23 protein-coding genes are annotated in these 22,465 nt (G+C 46.7%); 10 read left to right on the forward strand and 13 right to left on the reverse strand.

The annotated features are described in order from the left end of the window. Positions 1–99 precede the first annotated feature (99 nt). From AC3FZD_RS00545 to AC3FZD_RS00560, 4 genes are all read right to left on the reverse strand, one after another. Positions 100–1,281, reverse strand: a complete 1,182-nt coding sequence (locus AC3FZD_RS00545) for an LptF/LptG family permease (protein WP_488738257.1) — start codon at positions 1,279–1,281, stop codon at positions 100–102. Between the two features lie 33 nt (positions 1,282–1,314). Continuing rightward, positions 1,315–2,043 (reverse strand): LPS export ABC transporter ATP-binding protein, encoded by a 729-nt coding sequence (lptB, locus tag AC3FZD_RS00550; protein ID WP_488738258.1) that lies wholly within the window; start codon positions 2,041–2,043, stop codon positions 1,315–1,317. 98 nt (positions 2,044–2,141) lie between these two features. Next, positions 2,142–2,606 carry an LptA/OstA family protein gene (locus AC3FZD_RS00555; protein WP_488738259.1) on the reverse strand — a complete coding sequence of 155 codons (465 nt, stop codon included), beginning with the start codon at positions 2,604–2,606 and terminating at the stop codon, positions 2,142–2,144. Positions 2,607–2,728: 122 nt separating this feature from the next. Next, positions 2,729–3,349, reverse strand: coding sequence for a regulator of G-protein signaling domain-containing protein (locus AC3FZD_RS00560; protein ID WP_488738260.1), 621 nt, complete (start codon positions 3,347–3,349; stop codon positions 2,729–2,731). 176 nt (positions 3,350–3,525) lie between these two features. On the opposite strand from AC3FZD_RS00560, the gene AC3FZD_RS00565 reads away from it, so the two are divergent. Beyond that, positions 3,526–5,559 (forward strand): ATP-binding protein, encoded by a 2,034-nt coding sequence (locus AC3FZD_RS00565; protein ID WP_488738261.1) that lies wholly within the window; start codon positions 3,526–3,528, stop codon positions 5,557–5,559. Positions 5,560–5,637: 78 nt separating this feature from the next. Here AC3FZD_RS00565 and AC3FZD_RS00570 read toward each other — a convergent pair whose 3' ends face one another. From AC3FZD_RS00570 to AC3FZD_RS00600, 7 genes are all read right to left on the reverse strand, one after another. Continuing rightward, complete coding sequence (locus tag AC3FZD_RS00570) at positions 5,638–6,534, reverse strand: fructosamine kinase family protein (protein WP_488738262.1); 897 nt, start codon at positions 6,532–6,534, stop codon at positions 5,638–5,640. A gap of 73 nt (positions 6,535–6,607) precedes the next feature. Beyond that, positions 6,608–7,933 carry a M16 family metallopeptidase gene (locus AC3FZD_RS00575; protein WP_488738263.1) on the reverse strand — a complete coding sequence of 442 codons (1,326 nt, stop codon included), beginning with the start codon at positions 7,931–7,933 and terminating at the stop codon, positions 6,608–6,610. A gap of 81 nt (positions 7,934–8,014) precedes the next feature. After that, positions 8,015–8,413 (reverse strand): hypothetical protein, encoded by a 399-nt coding sequence (locus AC3FZD_RS00580; RefSeq protein ID WP_488738264.1) that lies wholly within the window; start codon positions 8,411–8,413, stop codon positions 8,015–8,017. 4 nt (positions 8,414–8,417) lie between these two features. Next, positions 8,418–9,323: a Dam family site-specific DNA-(adenine-N6)-methyltransferase gene (locus tag AC3FZD_RS00585; protein ID WP_488738265.1), complete on the reverse strand. Its 906-nt coding sequence runs from the start codon at positions 9,321–9,323 to the stop codon at positions 8,418–8,420. A 49-nt stretch (positions 9,324–9,372) separates the two neighbouring features. Next, positions 9,373–9,738, reverse strand: coding sequence for a DUF5615 family PIN-like protein (locus AC3FZD_RS00590; RefSeq protein ID WP_283761812.1), 366 nt, complete (start codon positions 9,736–9,738; stop codon positions 9,373–9,375). Continuing rightward, the gene (locus AC3FZD_RS00595) at positions 9,735–9,965 is read right to left on the reverse strand and encodes a DUF433 domain-containing protein (protein ID WP_488738266.1); all 231 of its coding nucleotides are present in this window, start codon (positions 9,963–9,965) and stop codon (positions 9,735–9,737) included. The genes AC3FZD_RS00590 and AC3FZD_RS00595 overlap by 4 nt, the downstream gene beginning before the upstream one ends. Positions 9,966–9,985: 20 nt before the next feature. After that, the gene (locus AC3FZD_RS00600) at positions 9,986–10,156 is read right to left on the reverse strand and encodes a type II toxin-antitoxin system HicB family antitoxin (protein WP_488738267.1); all 171 of its coding nucleotides are present in this window, start codon (positions 10,154–10,156) and stop codon (positions 9,986–9,988) included. Between the two features lie 129 nt (positions 10,157–10,285). On the opposite strand from AC3FZD_RS00600, the gene AC3FZD_RS00605 reads away from it, so the two are divergent. From AC3FZD_RS00605 to AC3FZD_RS00620, 4 genes are all read left to right on the forward strand, one after another. Then, entirely contained in the window at positions 10,286–11,107 is an 822-nt protein-coding gene (locus tag AC3FZD_RS00605) for a hypothetical protein (RefSeq protein ID WP_488738268.1), read from the forward strand. Between the two features lie 93 nt (positions 11,108–11,200). Then, positions 11,201–11,383: a hypothetical protein gene (locus AC3FZD_RS00610; RefSeq protein WP_488738269.1), complete on the forward strand. Its 183-nt coding sequence runs from the start codon at positions 11,201–11,203 to the stop codon at positions 11,381–11,383. Positions 11,384–11,576: 193 nt separating this feature from the next. Beyond that, positions 11,577–13,109, forward strand: coding sequence for a C-3',4' desaturase CrtD (crtD, locus tag AC3FZD_RS00615; protein WP_488738270.1), 1,533 nt, complete (start codon positions 11,577–11,579; stop codon positions 13,107–13,109). Positions 13,110–13,166: 57 nt separating this feature from the next. Next, positions 13,167–13,514 (forward strand): hypothetical protein, encoded by a 348-nt coding sequence (locus AC3FZD_RS00620; RefSeq protein WP_488738271.1) that lies wholly within the window; start codon positions 13,167–13,169, stop codon positions 13,512–13,514. Positions 13,515–13,533: 19 nt separating this feature from the next. On the opposite strand, the gene AC3FZD_RS00625 is transcribed toward AC3FZD_RS00620, so the two are convergent. Both AC3FZD_RS00625 and AC3FZD_RS00630 read right to left on the reverse strand, forming a co-directional pair. Then, positions 13,534–13,830: a hypothetical protein gene (locus AC3FZD_RS00625; RefSeq protein ID WP_488738272.1), complete on the reverse strand. Its 297-nt coding sequence runs from the start codon at positions 13,828–13,830 to the stop codon at positions 13,534–13,536. 27 nt (positions 13,831–13,857) lie between these two features. Beyond that, positions 13,858–15,009 carry a hypothetical protein gene (locus AC3FZD_RS00630; protein ID WP_488738273.1) on the reverse strand — a complete coding sequence of 384 codons (1,152 nt, stop codon included), beginning with the start codon at positions 15,007–15,009 and terminating at the stop codon, positions 13,858–13,860. 64 nt (positions 15,010–15,073) lie between these two features. Here AC3FZD_RS00630 and AC3FZD_RS00635 point away from each other — a divergent pair, with 64 nt between their 5' ends. The 5 genes from AC3FZD_RS00635 (at position 15,074) to AC3FZD_RS00655 (ending at position 22,453) form a co-directional block, all read left to right on the forward strand. Next, entirely contained in the window at positions 15,074–15,868 is a 795-nt protein-coding gene (locus tag AC3FZD_RS00635; RefSeq protein ID WP_488740418.1) for an ABC transporter ATP-binding protein, read from the forward strand. A 33-nt stretch (positions 15,869–15,901) separates the two neighbouring features. Then, entirely contained in the window at positions 15,902–16,246 is a 345-nt protein-coding gene (locus AC3FZD_RS00640) for a hypothetical protein (RefSeq protein WP_488738274.1), read from the forward strand. Positions 16,247–16,519: 273 nt separating this feature from the next. Continuing rightward, positions 16,520–18,172 carry an EAL domain-containing protein gene (locus AC3FZD_RS00645; protein ID WP_488738275.1) on the forward strand — a complete coding sequence of 551 codons (1,653 nt, stop codon included), beginning with the start codon at positions 16,520–16,522 and terminating at the stop codon, positions 18,170–18,172. A 15-nt stretch (positions 18,173–18,187) separates the two neighbouring features. Then, positions 18,188–19,231 (forward strand): S-layer homology domain-containing protein, encoded by a 1,044-nt coding sequence (locus AC3FZD_RS00650; protein ID WP_488738276.1) that lies wholly within the window; start codon positions 18,188–18,190, stop codon positions 19,229–19,231. 519 nt (positions 19,232–19,750) lie between these two features. Continuing rightward, positions 19,751–22,453 (forward strand): EAL domain-containing protein, encoded by a 2,703-nt coding sequence (locus AC3FZD_RS00655; RefSeq protein WP_488738277.1) that lies wholly within the window; start codon positions 19,751–19,753, stop codon positions 22,451–22,453. The last annotated feature ends 12 nt before the right edge of the window (positions 22,454–22,465 follow it).

Consider the following 22,465-nt stretch of genomic DNA (forward strand, 5'->3'; position numbering starts at 1 on the left):
AAAGGGGGGGGATAGGGGGGATAGGGAGATAGGGGGTTTTTATCCTATTATTAAAAGTCAACTTTTGAAAAAAGGGATAAAATCCTCGAGTTAAATGAATTAATGGACAACTCGCCAGAGGAGGAAAAGTCCGACACTCAAGGCGGATACAGTGGGTAACCATCCAGCGATGACTGGGGAAAGTGCGCCGCTTAAGCCGAGGGCATCGCCAATGGACATGAGGAGATAGTAAGTAAAAATAATTAAAACGCTGAGGCCAAAACCGGTGGCTCGTCCGGCAGTGCGTTGGGGGCGAGTGCCTAGGGCAGCTCCCATTAAGCCAAAGGCGATACAGGCGAAGGGAATGGCGAAGCGCTGTTGAATGCGGATTTGCAGTTTGCGAATTTGTTTTTCATCGCCGCTCATTTTGATGATTTCGAGGTAGTTGAGGGATTCGGCGATGTTCATTTCTTCGTATTTCGTGCCTATAGAGGCGAGATCGAGGGGAGCGCGGGGAAGTTTGAGTTGCTGGCGATCGAATTTGACGATGTTTTTGAAGGAGCCGGATTGATCGACGATGTAGATTGTGCCGTTGAAGAAGTCCCAGGTGCTTTCCTCGGCGTTCCAGGAAGCAGCTTCAGAGATGATGATTTGTTTAAATTGGGATTGGGATCGGTCGAGGATGGTGAGGCCTTTCATTTCTTTGCCGTCGAAAAATTCGGCGTAGAAAAGCCGGGTTAAGACGCGGACTTTTTTCCCATCGGCGAGTTCTTTGCGCTGATATTCGGGATAAAAGATGTTCATTGTCTCTTGCAGGGGCGTTTCTTGTTTGAGCGCCCGATCTAGGGTGAGGGTGGCTTCTCGTTTGGCCGCAGGAACGACGAGTTCGTTGAAGGTGAAGGTGATGCCGGTGAGACAGATGCTAAAGATGAGGGTGGGTACGAGGAGACGGTAGAGGCTTACGCCACAACTGCGGAGGGCGATCAGTTCGCTGTCGCTCGATAGGCGACTGTAGGCGATGATGCATCCCAGCAGGAGGGCGGTGGGAATGGCGAAAGAGATGAAGTAGGGCAGTTGAAGTAAGAAGACTTTGAGGGCGATTGTCACGGGCAGTCCGGCTTCACTGACTTTGCGAACCAGATCGAATACCGTGCCGATCGCCACACCTACGGAGGTGAAGGCTCCGAGTCCAAAGAGAAAGGGGGAAACTAATTCATGGATCAGATACCGATCCATGACCGAGATGGGGGAAAATTTAGGACGTTGGGGTTGGGTGTCTTCCTGGGATACGCTAGAAGTCATAGAGGCAGTTGGATTACAGTTAAGGGTTGTGGCTCACCGTTGGAAATTGTCGCCTAAATAATATTGTCGCACTCTGGGATCTTCATAGAGTTCTTCGGCGTTGCCAGAGGCGAGGATTTCACCATCGCGCATGATATAGGCTCGGTCAGTAATGGCGAGGGTTTCGCGGACATTGTGATCGGTGATGACGATGCCCAAATGGCGATCGCGCAGGTTGGCGATCAGGGTTTGAATTTCGGAGACGGCGATCGGATCGACTCCGGCGAAGGGTTCGTCTAAAAACAGAAATTTGGGCCCCTCTTTCCCTGCTGCCAAAACTCTGGCTAACTCTGTGCGTCGCCGCTCTCCTCCAGAAATCTGAATCCCTTTAGTATGGGCAACGGTAGAGAGTCGAAATTCTTCGAGCAGTTTTTCCGTGCGCCAATGCCATTCCCGGCGGGGCACTTGGGTTTGTTCTAACACCAGTAAAATATTCTCGCGCACGGTGAGATAGCGAAAAATACTCGCCTCTTGGGGCAAGTAGCCAATACCGAGTTTAGCCCGTTGGGAAATCGACAGGGCAGTAATATCGCGATCGCCAAGCCAAATTCTACCTTGAGTCGGCTTTTCCAACCCCGTGCCCATATAAAATGTGGTGGTTTTTCCAGCTCCATTGGGGCCCAGTAACCCCACGACTTCTCCTTGTGCCACAGAGAGATAGACGCGATTAACCACCATTCGTTGTCCATAGGATTTATGAACGTTATCCAATACCAACTTCATGATGTTTGCCCATGCAACGGTTAATTGTGTAGAAATGCCAGAAGTGACGGGTTAACTATACCAGATCTGGCTGAAGTCTTTTCAGCTGAGGCTAGGTGCTATAGATCGGGGGTTGGTGGGAGGGGATCGGGATTACCTGGGTTATCGGCGGATTCGGGCACGATATAAATGGCTTCCACTTGTTGCCCTTGGTTCTGGGGAAGGGCTACAAATCGACCTTCATCGATCAAATAAGTGACGGTTTCTCCTCTTAAACTATTGCCTTCTTGCAGGACGTAAACATTACCACTGAGAATGATGCGCCGTTCGCGGCTAAAATATTGGGCTTGGGCGGCTGTGGCTTGAATATTGCGGGCAGGATAGAGGACTTGCACGTTACCTCTAGCGGTGAGGACACCGGTTCTGGCGTTGGCTTCTTGGATGTCTGCTCGCAGGGTGATGGCTCGGTTTTGGCTATTTTGGGAATAGGCAGCCGGTAGGCGACCGATGCCTAGAGTAAGGGGAATCATGAGGGCTAATGTGCCCACTACATGACTCCAATGGGGCGATCGCAGGGTTTTCATAAACGCTAAGTCCTCTCGGTTGGGTTAGTCTCTCTTTTTCTTTACCTAGGATACTGCAACCGGAAAGCGATCGTCGGGCTTCGGGCTTGAGATCGAGACTTAGGCGTTTTCAGTATATCACCCTAACCCACCTTCGTATCTTCTGCTTGCTTGTTATAACGGGGGACAACATTACTCGTCAACAAACTGGTGATTTCTTTCTCCGCATTGTCGAATATCGTCACATCGGGCACACCAGAAGCCACACTTTGTCGGTGACGATTGATTATTTCTATTCGCTGGGAGCTACTAATATTTATAGTTTGAGAACCTACTATATATTTGTTGTATATTCTGGTCTGAGCAGCAAGATTAGCACCACGTCCTAACCCCTGCCAAACTCGGCACGCTCGCAGAAATCCAACATTCTCTGGGCTAAATTCTATGGTTCTACAAAAGGCTTCGAGTCCGCCAATGGTTTTACCCTCGCCCAGTCTGGACTCAACCTGTTCTAATGTCCGTTGCACGATCGCCTGACTACCCCTTAGCTCTGGTTTAGCTTGTAGAGTCCCTGAGTGTCTCAGTCGCTCTAGAGGACTAGATTGGCGGCTACTATCTGGTTTCCACTCTGGTAGTTCAGTTTCTGTTTTCCTCTGTAGCTTGGGTTGTATCACTGGGGGAGCAGCAAAGTGGGGGGCTTTTTTTTCTAACAGAGACTGGCGAGCAGAAATTCGGGTTTGGGTTTGGCGGCGGCGAGGATTCATGATTGGGATGAAGATAGGGGGGTTTACCCTTTAGTATAAGGGGTAGTTTAGGCATTCTCCAAGATGTAGCACTTACCCATTGTGTATCGATCCATGAAGTAAATTCAACAGATATTCATCTTGAGAATAAAGGTGTAGAGATATGATGGAAACCAGAGAAGACTGCAATCTGGACTATGAAAATTGAGCCAATGAGCGATCGCCACCCACCCGTTACAGACGCTCAAAACCTGGAAATCCCTGGCATGAAACCCCCAGAAACTGCCCTAGATACTTTGATTGAGGCGATCGCCCTTATGCGCTCTTTTCTCCATCTCTACATTGCCCAGAACCGGGGAGAAGAGGGGGCAGAGTTTCTCGATCCGCTCCCCGATCTCGAAGGGATCGAGCAAATGGTGCAAAACCTAGGCACGCTCAAAACCTTAAGTCAAACCTTTGGTCTATCCCCATTTGAAATCAGCATTTTACTCTGTTGTGTGGGACAAGCCATTAATCCAGAATTTCCCGATCTATTGGCGATCGCCCATAATAAACCTGACTGCAATTATCCCACCTTTCAACTCTGCCTAGACTGTTTTCCCCAACCCCATTGGGATGCCTTCACCGAAACCCGTCCCTTGCGAAAATGGCAACTGATTCATTCTGCAAGCAGTCCAGAAATTACCCGCGCTTGTTTGCAAATTGATGAAGCCATTTTGCACTATTTAATGGGAGAAGTTTATCACGATCCGGTCATTGCAGCAGTCTTTACTCCTGTTCAAACCTTGACCGCACCGATTTTACAACCCTCCTATCAGATGATTATCGATCAAGTTGTGTCTGTCTTTCAGGGAGCTTCCAGGACTCAACCCATGATTCAACTCTGCGGCCCACTGAGGGAATCTCAGGCAGAAATTGCTACTCAAATTAGCCAGTTTTTACACTTACCCCTCTATCGTCTGCCCAGTGATGCCATCCCCAAAGATCGGGTCGATCTGCAACGGTTGGTGATGCGGTGGCAGCGCTGGTATACCTTGGCTCCGAGCTTGTTATTGATCGAAGTGAATCAATCGGAAACCGCAGAAAACCAAGCCTCTTTACTCTCTCCCTTTTTACAGTCTATTCAAGTTCCAGTTATCGTTGCTACCGATGAACGGTTGCCCCTCTCCCCTGGGCTTTCCTTTGATGTGGGAGCGCTGCAATATGGGGAACAATTGCAACTGTGGCAAAAAGCATGGCAGGATTACCCGGAAGATGTGGATCGATATCTGTCATCCTTAGCGGCTCAATTTCACTTATCCGCAGCCACCATTGAAAGCGCGAGTGCAGCCGTGCGATCGCAACTTGATTTAACCCCTAAAGTCATTGGGGAGAGACTTTGGCAGTTTTGCCGCTTGCAAGCCAGACCGGAATTAGAAGGGTTAGCGCAACGCATTGATGTGAAAACCACCTGGGCAGATTTTGTCCTTCCAGAGCGAGAAAAACAAATTTTGGAGCAAATTCTCATTCATGTCCGCCAACAGGCAACTGTCTATCAAAATTGGGGGTTTGCGGCGAAAAATCAGCGCGGGTTGGGGTTAACTGCTTTATTTGCGGGAACCAGTGGCACGGGGAAAACCACGGCGGCGGAAGTGTTAGCTCATGAGCTAAAATTAGATTTATTTCGCATCGATTTAAGTGCAGTCATGAGCAAGTATATCGGCGAAACGGAGAAGAATTTACGCCGTATTTTTGATGCTGCGGAAAAAGGGGGCGGAATTTTATTGTTTGATGAAGCGGATGCTCTGTTTGGTTCGCGCACAGAAGTGAAAGATAGCCACGATCGCCACGCTAATATTGAAGTGAGTTATCTATTGCAGAGAATGGAAGCCTATCAAGGATTAGCCATTTTAACCACCAACTTTAAGGATAATTTGGATCGGGCGTTTTTGCGTCGCCTGCGCTTTATTGTCAATTTTCCTTATCCCAAAGCGCCAGAACGGAGTCAAATTTGGCAGCGTATTTTTCCCTCACAAACTCCGACGGAGGGCTTGGATTTTAAGCGCTTAGGACAATTAGATGTGACAGGAGGTAATATTAAATCCATTGCTTTGAATGCGGCATTTTTGGCGGCTGATGCTCAGGAACCGGTGAAAATGAGCCATATTCTAGAAGCAACCAAGATGGAATATTTGAAAACTGGGCGATCCCTCACTCGCACAGAAACTCAAGGTTGGGATCTGGGTGAGTGAGCGATCGCCCATCATCACATCAACTCTCATGGGGAATAGATGATTGAGCGATGGTTATCGTAATCCCTCAACTAAATTTTAATGATTCATTAATTGCCGGATCATGGTGTTGGCTTGGGATGCATAGCCGCCTCCAAAGAGATTAAAGTGATTGAGAATATGATAAAGATTGTAAAGAGTTTTGCGGACACTATAGCCTGGATTGGGGGGCAAAACTTCATGATAACCTTGATAAAAAGAGGCCGGAAAACCGCCAAATAATTCGGTCATGGCTAAATCGACTTCGCGATCGCCAATATAAGGAGCTGGATCGAAAATTACCGGTTCTCCAGACTCCAAGCAAGCGGCATTTCCTGACCATAAATCCCCATGGACTAAAGAGGGTTGGGGGTGATGATCCCGCAAGAGTTCGGGAAGTGCGGCTAACAATTCATTCTGTTGCGGGAAATTTCCCCCTCGCCGTTTCGCCAGTCGGAATTGATAGCCTAATCGATGTTCCCGATAAAATTCTACCCAATCTGCTGTCCAGGTGTTAATTTGGGGCGTTGAGCCAATGGTATTATTGCGATCCCAACCAAATTCTGGGCGGGAGGGTTTGGCGCTGTGCAGATGCGCCAATTGTCGCCCCATTTCTTGCCAAGATTGGGATTTTCCACCGCCCAATTCTAACCATTCCAAAACAATGTAGGCCGAGTTACCTGCAACTCCCGTACAAAGGGGAGCTGGAACGCGGATAGTTTGGGTATCGTACATTTGCTGTAAACCCAAGGCTTCGGCTGCAAACATTTCGATGTCCGCAGCCTGATTGAGTTTAACAAAATATCGACGGTCACTGAGCGTAGTCGAAGTGCGATCGCCACTTCCCTGAATTTGATACCCTTGATTGATACAACCGCCACCGACGGAGCGATGGGATTGGATTTGAAAGGGTTGTTGGGTGACTTCGCTAATGCGATCGGCAATTAGATTCCACATGGCTCGGTTAGATAATTAACAATCAATAATGAGGGAAATTATTAATGGTTAATGGTTAATGGTTAATGGTTAATCATTCAGGTCTTATGGTGACGATACCATAGGCTTCTGGAGAAAGATAGGAACGGGCAGCCCCTTGCAGATCTTCCACTTCTAGAGAGCGGATACAAGTAGGATAATTGAGAGCCAGGTTAACATCTTGGAGCATAGCTTGATGATATCCATACAGATTAGCGCGATCGCTCGGTGTTTCTGTGCCGAAGATAAACCGGTTTGCCACTTGGGTACGAATACGTTGTAGCTCTGAATCTTGCAGATTATAGCTCAGGGATGCGATTTGTTCGGCGATCGCCTCTTCCACCTCTACTAAATGCTCCGTGGGCAACTGGGCCGCCACATAAAACAACCCTTGATTATGATAGGTTAAATTCGCCGCCACCACATTAGAGACTAAATTCCGCTCTTCCCGCAACTGACGCACCAACCGAGAAGTCCGTCCCTGAGACAAGATCGAACTCAGAACATCAAAAGCATAGGTTTTTTCCTGAGCCAAAGCACCCGGAACTCGCCACACCATCACCAACCGCGCTTGCTGTAAACTGGGGTCAACAGACTCTCGGCGCTCAATCGTAGTAAACGGCGCTTCAGTTAAGCCATTAAAAGGGGCAGTGTCTGACAACTGCCCTAATGTTGGTATAACTGTTTTTGTGTTTTTCAACCGTTCCCCAGTTGCAGTAAGGGTGCAACTATCAGCCACAATCTGGATCAACTCATCCACCGGGAGATTTCCCACCACCGCAGCAGTCAAGTTTTGGGGATGATAATAGTGGTGATGAAAGTCCCGCATTTGTTCTGGTTTCAGGATTTCAATCGTCTCTTTTGGGCCTAAAACTGGGCGACGATAGGGAAGCGTTTCAAAGGCTAATTCCATCGCCTTTTGATAGACTCGGCGACGGGGATTATCTTGGGAGCGATGAATTTCTTCAATCACCACCGCACGTTCCCGCTCAAAGGCTTCATCGGGAATACTCGCATTTAAGACGACCTCAAATTGGAGGGGGGCTAAGTCCATAAAGTCTTGAGGCGCAGTGGTGATATAGAATTGGGTGTAATCTTGGCTAGTTAGGGCATTGGTGACGGCTCCTCGTTCTTCGATCTGGCGCTCAAATTCACCTGGGGGCAGATTAGGTGTTCCTTTGAAGATCATATGCTCTAGGAAGTGAGCCATGCCATTGATGGAGTCTGATTCTACCGCAGAACCGACGGGGAGCCACAGGCTTAAATTCACGGCATCCACTGGCATTTGCTCGGCGACGATGGTTAAGCCATTTTGGAGGTGACGCACCGTGGGAGCGATGCACCGTGTCGGAGTGGCTGACCTAAGCAAGGTTGAAGTCATTGAAGAAAAGTATCACAAGGTACAAGATTCCTTTTCTATGGTAAACACTTCTGCTAAAACTGGTGTGTATTGGGATGAGCTTTATGGATCGTTAACCTTGGGGGGTTGGGGTTGGGTGGCTGGAGAGGGAGATTTCTGGGCATTGGGGCGATCGCACTCCCGTTGTAGAATATCTTTGATCCATTCAGGTAAATCGGTTTGCCGATCTGCTGCTCTCTGCTTCAATTGTTCATAAATCTCAATCTCATCCCCTTCCCACAACAAATCAACCCGTCTCACCTGCTGCATGGCAATATGTTCATAATTTTCTGGATAAGCCCAGTAACAGGATAGACAAATTGATTTGTCTTTGATCTGCATCCAATTTTCGCAATGTTCACAAGACCAAGATTTAGCCCGATTTGCTGATTTAGGGCGTTTAGCCGTCACGGTTCTACAGAGTTGTAATAATTTTTCTGGTAGCTGTTTGGAACTATCCATGATATTAGGAAAAAATCAGTTGTTTTTGCATATCGAGTGAATCCTCTGCAACTTTAAAGCTTCGATTCGATAAATTGGGGGATAAATACAAAGATTCTATAGTCGTTTCTTCTCGACCCAAAAGAGTTGACTGTGAAGACCTACCAGTTTTAAGTTCAATGCGGTGAAGTCCTAAATACTTAGGGAGAAGTTGACCGAATTTTTTATTCCCCCGTTGACCATCATAACTAATCAAGAATTGAATATTTCTGTTATTCAGTTCTTCAATTGCAACCACAAAATCATCGAAGTCAATTCCAGCAAAATATCTCGGATCTCGATGATGACAAACCCCTTGATAGGGAGGATCGAGATAAATTAGATCTCTAGGACGAACTCGTTTTAAGACCTCTCGGTAGTCTAAACTGGTAAAGTTACATTTTCCTTTGAGTAGACCAGATATTCCAGCTATATTTTTTCTGATGGTTGCCGGTTGTGGCCCTTTGCGTCTTTTATCCGGACTTTGATTAAATAAACCTTGATAATTATAGCGAACTGAACCTTTAACGCAGCGCCCTAGTAAATATAAAAACAGTTCCGGATCGCGAGTTTGGTTGAATTTTTCCCTAATTTCAAAATAATGACCAATAGAGTCAGAATGCTGCTCATTCCATAAATCGGTATAGGTTTCTGTAATTTGTTCAGGATCTTCTATAACTAGCTTGAGTAATTCAATTAGAGGATGATTGAGATCGTTTAACCAAAAGCGATCGCAGCGTTCTTGAGCAGCAGTAGCAATACTAATTGCCGCAGTTCCCGCAAATGGCTCGACTAATCTATCTATTGTGTTAGGAAAAAACTGGAGAATCTGTCTGGCTAGAGTTCTTTTACTTCCCTGATATTGAACAAGATGGGGTGGTTTTGAAATCATGTTATCTGAAAGCTGATGATATTTTTACCGTGCGATCGCTAGTTATTATTCATGAAAACGGTAAAATACGAATTCTTAATTTAGATTCATTAATCGTTACCAATGCTCCGGATTGCAATAAATCTCGGCTTTTCTCAATAGCTTGAATAACGATATTTTCCAAATGAATCGGTAACACATTTTGTGTGCGAACTTGGATAACACTCGGTTTATTGTCCTGCGTTATTGCCAGTAATGCACCAAAGTCTAAATCATGGGTAAAAACAATATAGCCCTGGTCACTTGCCCATTGCATAATCTCTCTATCTGTTGCATTTGGATTGCCCACCGATGACCAATGTATTGCCTCAATTTCATACTTGACAAAAACATCAATCCAATCGGGTGAAAGATTCATATCAATCACAATCTTCATGAGGCACTTAAAGAAAGTTCTATCTCTTCAACACGCCAGGCAGCATAAGCTAAAGATTCTCTCAAATCTTCAGCTTCTAGATAAGGATAAGCTTGTAAAATTTCATCATGAGAAGCACCGGTTGCCATTAAACCTAAAATCATCCCTACCGTGACTCTCATTCCTCGAATACAGGGTTTTCCTCCCATCACTTCTGGGTTAATTGTAATGCGGGTAAGTTGATTCATCGATCTTATTCCTTGATTCCTTATTTTAGTTCAATCTTATCTGGTTCTAGATAAAGGGCTATAGCCTCCCGAATATTCTCTAACGCTTCTGCTTCTGTTTCTCCGGCTGAGACACAACCCGGTAATTCTGGACACCAAACCGCCCAATCATGGGTTTGGGGATCTACTTCTAACACTACACGCCATTTCATAGGGTTTGATTCTAAAACTTAATCTTGGGGATATTTTACCATGATAGTAACGGCATTTATCTAAATAAAATATATGATACGATAGATTTACCTCCTCACATGAACTGAGTAACACATATAAAAATCCTTATGAACGATCTACAAAAAATCTACGATACTCTTCGTTGTCTTCCTTCTGATGAACTGTATCAGCTCGATCTCATGACTCCAGATCAGAAGAAATACTGGTTTCAACTGCGAGAAATGTATAAATTAACGGCTGAAGCTTGGAAAGGTTACTATATAGTCAAAGGGTATTATCCCCTTGAAGAGAAAGTTGATCGAGGAGAAATTACTCAACAAAAGCAAGATTTTTTTTACTTATCTGTTCGAGAAATTCATGCTCGTTTGCAACTTTTTAACGCACTTTATACCCGTCTTGAAATAGCTAATACTATCCTCGATATAGCAAGAAAAGGAAGTTTGTGTTGTGGTCTATTGATTGTCGATCAAATGATCAAATCAGTAACTCCAAATACTGATGTAAATTCTGGATGCGATTTACTGATTCAGTCCCTGACAGATGATGCAAATAGTGACTTTAAAGATTCACTACTTGATTATAGCTCTTTTTCTATAAAAAAGTGGAGTGATATGTGTCTATTTTTAACTGAATATCTGGACGATTACCGTCTAGGAAGATTTTCTTTGTCTGACCAATTCAAGCAAGAACTACGCCGCAAAACTTCTCACCTTCATTTCTCAAAACCAGGAGTTACTTTTTCTTCCTTCTTGCAATGTTCATTATTGAGCTTGGTTGATCGAGACTTGAAATCTGAATTCAATCAATATATTCCTAGAGTTGTGGAAGCTGTAGAAGTAGCCAGTAGAGCAAGTCGCAAAGTGCGTAGCTATGAATGGCATAACGGAACTTTAAAACTAGGTTCTAATCAAGGTGGTACATACCATTAAAGCTTAACAAAACTTCACATCTGGAACAAGACTAGCAATGCTCACTGTTATAAGGGTTAGGTTGGAAAAGTCATTTATTGAGCGATCAACTCCATGAATATCGTTTTTAACATTATCGTTGGCGTTTTCCTAGGAACAGTCTTATTTATTGGCCAAGAAACCGGAAATGGATTGTGCTTATTGAGCTTTTTCTTCTTGTTTGGAGTCTATCTTTTTTGGGCAGCATCCCAAATTTTACAAGAACTCCTCAACCTCTTGAGTGTCTTGGGCGCTTAACGTCAGAACATCGGTATCATTCCTAAATCGAAGGAGCTAGGGAGCGAGACGCTCCCACTCCATTAATATCAAAGGATTGGAGGAGTGCGGGCATCTTGCCCGCTAGTTGTACCCTCTAACCGGATTCGTAGTCAGCGAAAAACTTAACGGAACGTTACAATCGTTAATGTTCCCTTGTTCACTGCTTCAGATCATGGCTCAGTCTCACTCCTCCTCTCAGCCTCGCTGTATCGTTGTTGGTGCGGGTATTGGTGGCTTAACTACCGCCGCGCTCCTGGCTCGTCGGGGGTATTCGGTGCTGATTCTGGATCAGGCGATTGTGCCGGGGGGATGTGCTTCGACGTTTAAGCGGCGCGGGTTTACGTTTGATGTGGGAGCGACGCAGGTGGCGGGGTTGGAAGCGGGGGGAATTCATCATCGGATTTTTCAGGAACTGGAGATCGCGCTACCGGAGGCAACACCTTGCGATCCGGCTTGTGCGGTGTTTTTGCCAGGGGAAACAGAACCCATTTCAGTGTGGCGAGATCCCCTGAAATGGCAACAGGAACGGCAGCGACAGTTTCCGGGAAGCGAACCCTTTTGGCAGTTGATGAATACCTTATTTCAAGCCAGTTGGCGGTTTCAGGGGCGAGATCCGGTGCTGCCTCCCCGTGATTGGTGGGATTTGTGGCAATTGGTGCAGGCGATGCGCCCCGATACGTTGGTTACTGTGCCCTTTGCGCTGTTGACGGTGTGGGATGCACTGAGGTTGATGGGGGTGGGAAGCGATCGCCGCCTAAAAACCTTCCTCGACATGCAACTGAAACTCTACTCCCAAGTCGATACCACGGAAACCGCCCTCTTGTATGCAGCAACGGCTCTAGGTGTTTCCCAGGAACCCCAAGGCTTGTATCATTTACAGGGAAGTATGCAAGTTTTGAGCGATCGCCTCGTCGCATCCCTAGAGCGCGATGGCGGTAAACTGCTCATGCGCCACACTGTCGAGCAAATCCAAACCCACAAAGGGCGAGTTACCGGCGTGGTTATCCGCAACCTGAAAACCGGGGAAACCTGGCGTGAAAAAGCGGATCATGTAGTCGCCAATATCACCATTCATAACTTAGTACAACTCTTACAGTCTGACGATCTGGCAACGAAAATATACGCCAATGGCTACAGTCAGCGCCTGAAGCAAGTCCCCTCACCGAGTGGCGCATTTGTGGTTTATCTGGGAGTCGAACAAGCCGCTATTCCCCAACATTGCCCGCCCCATCTGCAATTTCTGTATGATTATCATGGCCCCATTGGCGAGAATAATTCCCTATTTGTCTCCGTCAGTCATCCGGGAGATGGACGCGCACCGGAAGGAAAAACTACCATTACCGCCTCTTCGTTTACGGATACGGAGCAATGGTGGAACAGTGCAGACTATGAGCAACTGAAGCAACAATTTACCGAAGCGGCGATCGCCCGTTTAAGTCAATATTTCCACTTAACCCCAGAAACCCTTATTCACATCGAAGCGGCTACACCCAGAACCTTTGCCTATTATACAGGGCGCGATCGCGGCATTGTTGGCGGTATGGGACAACGCCTAACCACCTTCGGCCCCTTCGGCTTTGCCAACCGCACCCCCATCCGTAACCTGTGGCTCGTCGGAGACTCCACCCATCCCGGAGAAGGAACCGCAGGCGTATCCTATTCTGCCCTAACCGTCGTTCGGCAGATTGAGATCGCGTCCAGCTAATCAGAAAAAAAGTAAAATTGAACTCATATTCAAACGTAGATTGAAGGAGAAATGTCTATGAGTCCAGAGCGCTGGAATGATGAGCGGTTAGATCGTTTAGCCGATCAGGTATCCGATCTGCTCAATACAGCTCGCCAGCACGATCGCCTGATCGAAAGTAATGCTCGCCTGATCGAAAGTAATGCTCGTGCAATTGAAAGGCACGATCGCCTGATCGAAAGCAATGCTCGTATCCTTCAAGCTTTAGCCAATGCCTTAGCAGAAGCAGGAGAAGAAAGGCGGCAGCAATATGCCATTATGCTACAACACCAAGAAGAGATTCGCGGACTGCAAACGGAGAATCGCCGTATCCTAGATATCCTGCTCAATCAACAAAATCAGCAAAACGATTCTACGGATGATTGAACCTTCCCGAATAGCACATTCAAATTTTTACCATTTTCGTCATCCGAAACCAATCCGGTTGGGATAGATCGTTAGCAATAATCGTTAGTTTTACCCGATCGCCACTCTGGATTTGCTCATCCCCTATTTGAGTCGGATGAATAAACTTAAGAGTCTCCACCTTCACCTCTTCGGCAATATCGGCTGGGAAAACTTGCTCCAGACGCACCGTAACATAGGTTTTTAAGTTTTTTACTCCCGCTCTCTTGCTCACATCCGCGATCGCCATTTCCATCACCGTAGTGATCGCCTCAAACGTAATCGGTTTAGCGCTCATGACTTAAAGTCAACCTCCCCCTATTTCCTATGTAGTTTTCTTACTCGAACTTTTCTTACCCGTTTTTTTATCCCCTTTCTTATCATGGGAATCGCCATCATCTAGCGGCCCTAACGTCACATCCGTATCCCCAGACCGAGATAAAGCCAGCAAATTCTTGTACAGGGAATTCGGAAGCATAATCTCTCCATATTGACCCGCTCCACTCGGTGCAGACTTACCAATCGATTGAACCGCTTCTACCGCAAAATTGGTGCAATTATACTTAAATAAATTATACTTAGCATCCTTTTTCTCTTCCACATATTGCATCAAATCATTCACTTCCGGCTGAGTTAACGCATAAGATTTTTCACCCTTAGAAGCATGGGCTACATCTGGTTCTTCCACACGCCCAGGAACCCATTTTTTCGGATTCAATGAAAAGCCAGTATGATGGCGATCGAGACTCGTTCCACTCCCTGGAGTTTCTAAACGCTTCATCCGTGCGGTGCTATCATACGTCCATGTACTGGCTCTGTAAATCAGAGGATAAAACCCAAAAGAAGAACCCGTTGGTGATTTTAATAACCTTTTGGTGGGCTGACGCATCGAATCCGGCACATCAGTGGGATTATGATAACTGAGCTTCAAAAAAGTATGACCCACATTGGCCTTAGCGAGGTCTGTTAACCCCAATCTACTCCGATCTGCCGTTTCCACATCCGCACAGAGCTTTAATGTGGCAACCGGTGCAGTTACCGTTGTATCTTCAACCGTAGTCGGAGCTGGCGTTGCAGTAGCCGGTTCAGATGTATCTGTTTCATCACCATCAGCCCGTTGAATTGAGGATTGAGTCGATTGGCGATTAAGGGGGTGTGAAAACCATAGATTATGGTGGTCTCCTAGGGGATAGCGCTGGATGGGTAAATTCAGTGCAGATGGAGACTGAAGCGGGATGTTGCTTTTCCACCGATCGATATGAGCTTGCATATCTGGAGCAAGTTCCCTAGGGGGCTGATCGGTTTGTAAGTCAAAATTCGCCCCATTGGGTGTTCGTTGAGCAAAGGGTTGACGATCACCAGTCGGTTGTATTGGCGTGGGTTTTCGAGAGACAATAGGAGAGGGACTAAACCGAGGTGTTTTAGAACTTGTGCCCAGATTTTGAGAGGACTTCCGACGTATTCGCTGAGTAGACATACTCGCCCTTTGCCTCTGATATAAAATTTAAGTCTTGAATTTAAGCTTAACAGAAAAATTCTTCATGATTGAAATCGATCGCGCTTGTGTTACCTTTAATCCCGGTACGGCTCTAGAAACTCCCGCCCTACGCCAGGTTTCCCTCAATGTTCCCGCCGGGCAGTTTGTCACCGTCATTGGCTCCAATGGCGCAGGAAAATCCACGCTGTTAAATTTAATTAGTGGCGATCGCCTGCCGGACTCTGGACGCATTCAGATTGCCGGTCAAAATGTTACTCTATGGCCCACCCAAAAACGAGCTAAATTAGTCGCCAGAGTATTTCAAAATCCCCTCTTAGGATCTTGTGCGAATTTAACCGTAGAAGAAAATATGGCCTTAGCCGTTCAACGGGGAGCCTTTCGGGGCTTAAATTTAGCCCTTCCCAACCGTCGTCGCGCCCAGTTTCGGGAACAGTTAGCCAGTTTAGAATTAGGATTAGAGCGCAGATTGGGCGATCGCATGGGATTATTATCCGGAGGACAACGCCAAGCCGTCAGCCTGCTGATGTCCACCTTAGCCCCGACAGAGGTCTTATTATTGGATGAACATACAGCCGCTCTCGATCCTAAAACCGCCCATTTTGTCTTGCAACTCACCCGCAAAATCGTTAGGGAGCAACAGCTAACCACCATTATGGTCACCCATAGTATGAGTCAGGCATTGATCGTGGGCGATCGCACCATTATGTTGCATGAAGGGCAAATTATTTTAGATATTGCGGGCGAAGAACGGGAAGGATTAGAAGTGGCAGATCTCTTAGAGCGCTTTAATCAGCTTAAAGGAGAAGAATTAGCCGATGATTCCTTATTATTAGGATAATCCCTATTTCTGTTCAACTCGATGAATCGCATCATGAAGTTAAACCTTAACCCCAGTTGGCAAGAGAAGATCGCCCAGATCGCCAGCGATCGCCACAAAACCTCAGAAGAGGTAGTGCAAGAGGCGATCGCCCTCTATTTAGGAGAAGTTGCCGCTAATTCCGGCGATCGTCTCGTTGCCTTAGAAAAAGAAGTCGCTCTTTTAAAGCAAACCATCAATCAACTGCATACCCTAGTGAGCCTCATACGACAACAACAACTCAAGGATACATCGAGCCAGAAAACACCCGTTTCTGAAACGGTCTTTATCCCCGAAATCGATGAAGATATGGAAGATGAACCCGATGAAATTCTCTATAATTTTCTCGAACCGAGTTAACCCCATCTTTTTAACTTCCCCTTTGGTTTTATGCTGACGAACTAAAAATGGGTCGGCGGCGATCGCTCCGAGGCGGCAACTGTACCAACGCGATTGGTTATGACCCAAAACCTTTCCCGCTTGGTCATTTAACTCAACCCTCATACCCGTTCCCCCACACTAGCTCACACCACTGTTAATATTAAAAAGAGTCCTCACCGCCTAAGCGGTTGCTATCATTTTTAATTTTTTCGGCTGTCGCCGACATGAAAAAATTTAATTTTTAATTGAATCATGACCTGTATTCTTGTAATTGAAGATAATCCAGAAATTATCAGTAATGTAGTAGATTTTCTGGAAGCCGAAGACTTTGAAACCTTAAGTGCCGAAAATGGTCGCCTAGGTCTAGAACTCGCCTTCTCCCATCGAGTAGACCTGATTCTCTGCGATGTCATGATGCCCGAACTCGATGGTTATGGAGTCTTAAGTGCCCTGCGCCAAAATCCAGCCACAGCAAATGTTCCCTTCGTCTTCCTCACAGCCAAAGGAGAACGACAAGACCTGCGGGTGGGGATGAACTTAGGAGCTGATGATTATCTGATCAAACCCTTCACCCCCGATGAACTATTAGAGGCGATCGCCGCTCGTCTAGAGCGCTCGGCCCAACTCGAACAGTATGATACCCTTACCAGCCTCCCCCAAATTAGCACCCTTGGCCAACCCGAAGGCTTCTTTAGTCAAGCCGTGGCCCAAAGTAACCTCAGTCGTTCCCTAGTGCCCTTGATGCTAATCGGCTTAGACCGCCTGGAGCTAATTCAAGAAGCCATCGGTCATCGTCAAGGAGAAGAAGTCTTAAAAACAATCGCCCAACGACTCACCCAGTCAATCCAACCCCTCGGCGGTCAAGTCGCCAAAGGAAACGGGGCACAATTTGCCGTAATGTTATCCCCAGTCGCCGATCAAACCCTGGCCACTGAGCGAGCCAAACAGATTTTAGAGACCATTAATGAACCAGTGGTCATAAGCCATCATAGGGCGATCGTCACCGCCAGCATCGGCATCAGTTTCTATCCCACAGCCACTAACTTTGATGAACTGCAACGGCAAGCCAGTATCGCCCTGGGTAACGTCAAGAGTATGGGCGGTAACCATTATCGCGTCTATGTTCCCCCCCTATTCGGACTTGACCAAACCAGAGACCTAAAACTTGAAGAAGACTTTTACCATGGCTGGTTAGCCAACCGATTTCAAATCCGCTACCAACCCAGAATTGAGGTCAAAAAAAACCAATGCATCGCAGTAGCTGCCAGCTTTCACTGGGAACATCCCCAGATGGGTAGCCTGCCCGCCAAAAAATTATCTGAATTAGCCACAGTGTGCGGATTAAACTTAGTGTTAGACCAATGGATTTTAGATCAAGCCTGTCAACAAGTGAAAACCATCCAGGGCACAAAACAGCCCCTGCGTGTTGCCCTGCGGGTATCCGAACAACTTTTTAGCGAAGACCTACTCAGTATTATCGATCGCACCGGTCAAACCCATAGTTTTCCCACCGCTCGCCTAGACCTAGAATTTTCAGCGACCACCCTACTAGGAGCAAAGAATCAAAATCAGATGGCAGCCACCCTGCGATCGCTGCAACAGCGAGGCATTTCGATTACCATTGACGGTTTAGGCCCGGGCAATCAGTTTCTCAAGGACTTAGGTTCCTTACCTCTCAATGCCTTGAAACTTGATGAGAGCTTAATTCAACACCCTCAACAAAATCAGCCCCTGATTAAAGCCATGATTGAATTATGCCATAACTGGAAACTGAAGGCGATCGCCACAGGAATTGCCACCCAGGAACAGCAACGGTTTTTACAGCGCTATAACTGTGATTTAATCCAATATCAACAGTCCTACGATCTCCGATCGCTCAAAGGACGTTTACTACAACGATTTTAACCTTAGCTCAAAACTATGTCTCCCTTTCCTATCCTGCCGATTGCTACCTTCATGGTCATCACTACCGGCCCCAACCTCCATCTTGCCCAGCTCTCCCCATCCCTAGAAAGCACTTCTTGGCAATGGATCGATTGGACTCAAGGGGATACCACCGAGCGTCCCCTTTCCCAAGAGCCGATTACCCTGATGTTCAAAGAGGGCAAAGTAAATGGCTTTGGTGGATGTAACAATTATTTTTCTAACTACCAAATTGAAGGCGATCGCCTGATGATGTCCGATCCCTTTGGTCGCACCTTCAAAGCCTGTGGCAACCTCTCCCAGCAAGAAGACCAATTTTTAGAGAAATTAGGGCAAGTCGAGTCATACCAGATTAACCCGGATGGCCAATTGTTTCTGTTTTATCGTCAAAATGGAGAAACCGGACAAATGCGCTTTAGATCCGTTTCTGACTCCTCTCCAGCGCAGACTTCCTTTACCGATCTTCCCGCCAACCATTGGGCCCAGAATTTTATCGCAGCTTTAGTCGAGCGTAACCTGATCTCTGGATTTCCTGATGGTACATTTCGCCCCGATACCCCAGTCACCCGCGCCGAGTTTGCCAGTCTGCTCCAGAAAACCTTCGATCTCCCCCAAGTGCGTAAGCTTGTCCGCTTTCAAGATGTAGCCCAAGACTTTTGGGCCCAGGCCGCCATTCAATATGTGGCCACAACCATTCCCCAACTGATGGGGGGTTATCCAGGGGATCTCTTTCGCCCAGAAGAGCCGATTTTAAGGGTTGAAGTGCTGGTGAGTTTAGCCAACTTATTACGGGAAGTGCCAGAGGTGAATACCGATCAAATGTTAGCCTTCTATGAGGATCGGGAGGAAATTGCGGATTATGCCTTAGACAAAGTGGCGATCGCCACTCAACAGCAGATGGCGATCAATTATCCCAAAATTGGGCAACTGCGTCCCAACCAACCCGCCACCCGTGCAGAAGTAGCCGCCCTAATCTATCAAGGGTTAGTGAAAACCGGCCAAGCGCCCGAAGTGGAATCCCCCTATCTCGTTAATCCTTAAATTCCTCCCCTTTTCCTGAGCCGCTCTCACCGAATTCTCAGGCTATTCTATAGCTAGTCTCAATGAGTTGTGCAATGGGAAATGCCCTCTCCCTTTCATGTCCGCTTGCGGAAAATCCCTCTCCCACTCCGAGAGGGCATTTCCCCCTTCTCTCGTGGGAGAAGGGGGTAGGGGGATGAGGGGCAATCGTTACATAACTCATTTAGGCCTGCTATAAATCTAAACAGACAGTCCCTAGGGAGCATCTATTACCCGAACCGGGCCTAATCGGACTGCAACAAATTTCTGACTAATTCCATCAGGAAAACGCCCTCTTTCAACCCTCTAGTCACTCTTTATCCTGATGAGCTGCTAGAGAATCGCGTTAATCTAACAGAAGGGTCTCCTTGCATCGCTGACTTTCAAAATAAAGGTACTGTGTAAGCTGGCTTTCGCCATTGAAACTGGCCAACAGGCTTTAGGGGGTTACTCACTTCCCTGGCCAAGCGGGGTTATCCACCACTCTCAATCAAGCCAAACATGCTGAACCGTCAAAACTACCCGATCAAAAACTTGACTTCAACTCCGGGATGGCAACGCTGGATTGGAGGCGCACTTGCTGCGCTAATCTTGATCGCGCTAGAGGGAGTGGGCTTGATCGATCAACTAGAGCAACTAGCCTATCGAGGCTTATTTCAATTGCGAGGAGAAGAGCCTTGGCATAGTGACATAGTGATCGTAGGCATTGATGAAACGACACTGAAAAATCGACAAAACTCCAATCACCCTCGCCAAATTTATGCTGCCCTTTTACAGAGTTTGGCTCCCAGTCAACCCCGGATAGTCGTTTTAGATATATTGATGCATGACCCCTCCCCGGATGATGCACAGTTGGCTCAAGCTATGGGTGAAGTTCCCGTGGCACTGCCGGTGGCTTGGGATAAGCAAGGAAATCAGAAAGACCCAGCTCCAGAATTGGCAGCCGAGGCAGTGGCGATGGGCCATGTTCTGAGCAATCAAGATCCTGACGGCTTAACTCGTACTTTACAGCCTCAATTGCGCCATATCCCAGCCCTTGGCGTGGCGGTGGCGAATGCACTGATCTCTCAGTCTCGATTATTAGATCGGAAGGAGTCGGGCCCCTTATGGATTAATTGGCCCGGATCGGTGCAACATTTACCCCAATACAGGTTCTCGGATGTGATGGAAGGGCGAGTCCCCCTGGAGAAATTTCAACACAAAATTGTGATTGTAGGTGCTAATGTCACCGGTTTTAATCCGATCCTGACTCCATTTGATATTAATCCCTCCGCCAATGGGATTCATCTTCATGCGGCGGTAGTGAGTAATTTATTATCCCAGAATCCACTGCAACAGGTCGGGGCATCTTGGCATCCCCTATGGATGCAGTTGTTCTATTTTGGGGGAGCTATTAGTTTGGGTTCCCTAGTCGTGCTTTGGTCGTTTCGCAAACAAGCACTCCTTGTGGTGGGGTTGGGGGGACTATGGCTGAGTGTTTGTTATGGTGCTTTCCGTTTTTATTATCTGTTGCCAGTGGTATCTCCTCTGGTGTTGTTGGGTTTGACGTTGTTTATGGTGACGCTTCAAGATCGGTTGAAGATGAAGGCGATTTTGGTGGAGCGGGAGAAGCAGTTATTTGAGTCGGCGTTTTATGACCCGGCGACTGGTCTACCCAATTATGCCTTATTTATGGATCGCTTGGAGGGTTTACTTTCCCGAACTCGCGGACAATTGCAACCGCCTTTGTTTGCGGTCTTTTTTATTTATATCGATCGCTCTAAGGTGGTTAACGCTGATTCCGGTCATCGCTTGAGTAATGAGTTGCAGGTGGCGATCTCCGGTCGCATTGAAGAAGCATTGAGGCGATCGATTTCTATGCATTCCTCTCGCCCTCTTTTATCTCCCCATACTTCCCCTTATTCCTCTCATTCAGAGCATTCCTCTATGGCGACTCAATTTACGATCGCTCGTCTGGATACGGATACGTTTGCGGTTTTGCTTGAACCTTTATCCTATCCATCCCAGGCGATCGATGTTGCCCAAAGTATTTATCAAACCCTCTCCCATAAACCGATTAGCTATGGTTTAGTCCACAACTCCAGGGCGGCCGATGACACCATGAGTTTACTGGCAGAAAATTTATCTGCCATGACTGCATTTATTGGTGTCGCTCTATCGGCTGTCAATTCTGAGTTCGATCGAGTTTCAGTGAATATCTATTCCCAGGCTGAAAGTATGCTTCGGGATGCGGAAATTGCTATGTATCAGGCTAAGGTTAAAGAGGGCAATCATTATGCTATTTTTGACCAAAATCTCCACAATGCAGAAGTGCAAAGATTAGAGCTGGAATTGGATCTGCGCCGAGCGATTAATCGCGCTGGCAGAGAACAGGAAAATTTATCGGGTGCGATCGGGAATTCTAATCCTTCTCCCGGTCATTTTTCCTATGCCTCAGAGCAATGGGTCTCGGATCTAGAAGCTCAAAGCGATTTTCGCCTTTATTATCAACCTATTGTTTCTTTTAACACCGGTCGAATTAGTGGATTTGAAGCCCTAGTCCGTTGGTATCATCCTACGCGAGGCATGGTTTCCCCGGTTGATTTTATCCCTTTGGCGGAAGAAACCGGCTTAATTATGGATTTAGGAGATTGGATTTTAAAGACGGCTTGTTATCAGTTACGAGAGTGGCAAAATAAATTTCCCCATGGATTGGATGTAACTATGGTGGTTAATTTATCAAGTTTGCAGTTACATAATCCCAACCTGGTCAGTCAGATTCAAACTTTGCTTGATGAAATGAATTTAGATCATCGGTATTTAAAGTTAGAAATTACAGAAAGTGGATTGATGGAAAATGAAGAGATAGCCCTGAAGTTGTTGAAAACCTTGAGAGAGGCAGGGATTCAGTTGAGTATTGATGATTTTGGTACGGGTTATTCTTCCTTGGCTCGGCTACATAATTTGCCCGTAAATACGTTAAAAATTGATAAGTCATTTTTGGAAAGAACGGCCCTAGATCATGAAAGTTGGGAGATTATTGAGACGATTATTATTTTGGCCCATAAGTTGGGATTGACGGTGGTAGCCGAAGGGATTGAAACCGGAGATCAGTTTCAATTGCTTCAGAAACTCAATTGTGATTATGGTCAAGGGTATTGGTTATCGCGCCCTATGGATGCTTCAGGAGCAACAGCACTGCTGGCGAAAAATCCCCAGTGGTAATGAATACAGAAG

It is taken from the genome of Roseofilum sp. KMC-1 (assembly GCF_057802075.1).

What these genes read in the sequence shown, in the direction of transcription:
- AC3FZD_RS00545 (WP_488738257.1), bottom strand. Translation starts at nt 1,281, where the DNA reads ATGACTTCTAGCGTATCCCAGGAAGACACCCAACCCCAACGTCCTAAA.
- lptB (WP_488738258.1), bottom strand. Translation starts at nt 2,043, where the DNA reads ATGAAGTTGGTATTGGATAACGTTCATAAATCCTATGGACAACGAATG.
- AC3FZD_RS00555 (WP_488738259.1), bottom strand. Translation starts at nt 2,606, where the DNA reads ATGAAAACCCTGCGATCGCCCCATTGGAGTCATGTAGTGGGCACATTA.
- AC3FZD_RS00560 (WP_488738260.1), bottom strand. Translation starts at nt 3,349, where the DNA reads ATGAATCCTCGCCGCCGCCAAACCCAAACCCGAATTTCTGCTCGCCAG.
- AC3FZD_RS00565 (WP_488738261.1), top strand. Translation starts at nt 3,526, where the DNA reads ATGAAAATTGAGCCAATGAGCGATCGCCACCCACCCGTTACAGACGCT.
- AC3FZD_RS00570 (WP_488738262.1), bottom strand. Translation starts at nt 6,534, where the DNA reads ATGTGGAATCTAATTGCCGATCGCATTAGCGAAGTCACCCAACAACCC.
- AC3FZD_RS00575 (WP_488738263.1), bottom strand. Translation starts at nt 7,933, where the DNA reads ATGACTTCAACCTTGCTTAGGTCAGCCACTCCGACACGGTGCATCGCT.
- AC3FZD_RS00580 (WP_488738264.1), bottom strand. Translation starts at nt 8,413, where the DNA reads ATGGATAGTTCCAAACAGCTACCAGAAAAATTATTACAACTCTGTAGA.
- AC3FZD_RS00585 (WP_488738265.1), bottom strand. Translation starts at nt 9,323, where the DNA reads ATGATTTCAAAACCACCCCATCTTGTTCAATATCAGGGAAGTAAAAGA.
- AC3FZD_RS00590 (WP_283761812.1), bottom strand. Translation starts at nt 9,738, where the DNA reads ATGAAGATTGTGATTGATATGAATCTTTCACCCGATTGGATTGATGTT.
- AC3FZD_RS00595 (WP_488738266.1), bottom strand. Translation starts at nt 9,965, where the DNA reads ATGAATCAACTTACCCGCATTACAATTAACCCAGAAGTGATGGGAGGA.
- AC3FZD_RS00600 (WP_488738267.1), bottom strand. Translation starts at nt 10,156, where the DNA reads ATGAAATGGCGTGTAGTGTTAGAAGTAGATCCCCAAACCCATGATTGG.
- AC3FZD_RS00605 (WP_488738268.1), top strand. Translation starts at nt 10,286, where the DNA reads ATGAACGATCTACAAAAAATCTACGATACTCTTCGTTGTCTTCCTTCT.
- AC3FZD_RS00610 (WP_488738269.1), top strand. Translation starts at nt 11,201, where the DNA reads ATGAATATCGTTTTTAACATTATCGTTGGCGTTTTCCTAGGAACAGTC.
- crtD (WP_488738270.1), top strand. Translation starts at nt 11,577, where the DNA reads ATGGCTCAGTCTCACTCCTCCTCTCAGCCTCGCTGTATCGTTGTTGGT.
- AC3FZD_RS00620 (WP_488738271.1), top strand. Translation starts at nt 13,167, where the DNA reads ATGAGTCCAGAGCGCTGGAATGATGAGCGGTTAGATCGTTTAGCCGAT.
- AC3FZD_RS00625 (WP_488738272.1), bottom strand. Translation starts at nt 13,830, where the DNA reads ATGAGCGCTAAACCGATTACGTTTGAGGCGATCACTACGGTGATGGAA.
- AC3FZD_RS00630 (WP_488738273.1), bottom strand. Translation starts at nt 15,009, where the DNA reads ATGTCTACTCAGCGAATACGTCGGAAGTCCTCTCAAAATCTGGGCACA.
- AC3FZD_RS00635 (WP_488740418.1), top strand. Translation starts at nt 15,074, where the DNA reads ATGATTGAAATCGATCGCGCTTGTGTTACCTTTAATCCCGGTACGGCT.
- AC3FZD_RS00640 (WP_488738274.1), top strand. Translation starts at nt 15,902, where the DNA reads ATGAAGTTAAACCTTAACCCCAGTTGGCAAGAGAAGATCGCCCAGATC.
- AC3FZD_RS00645 (WP_488738275.1), top strand. Translation starts at nt 16,520, where the DNA reads ATGACCTGTATTCTTGTAATTGAAGATAATCCAGAAATTATCAGTAAT.
- AC3FZD_RS00650 (WP_488738276.1), top strand. Translation starts at nt 18,188, where the DNA reads ATGTCTCCCTTTCCTATCCTGCCGATTGCTACCTTCATGGTCATCACT.
- AC3FZD_RS00655 (WP_488738277.1), top strand. Translation starts at nt 19,751, where the DNA reads ATGCTGAACCGTCAAAACTACCCGATCAAAAACTTGACTTCAACTCCG.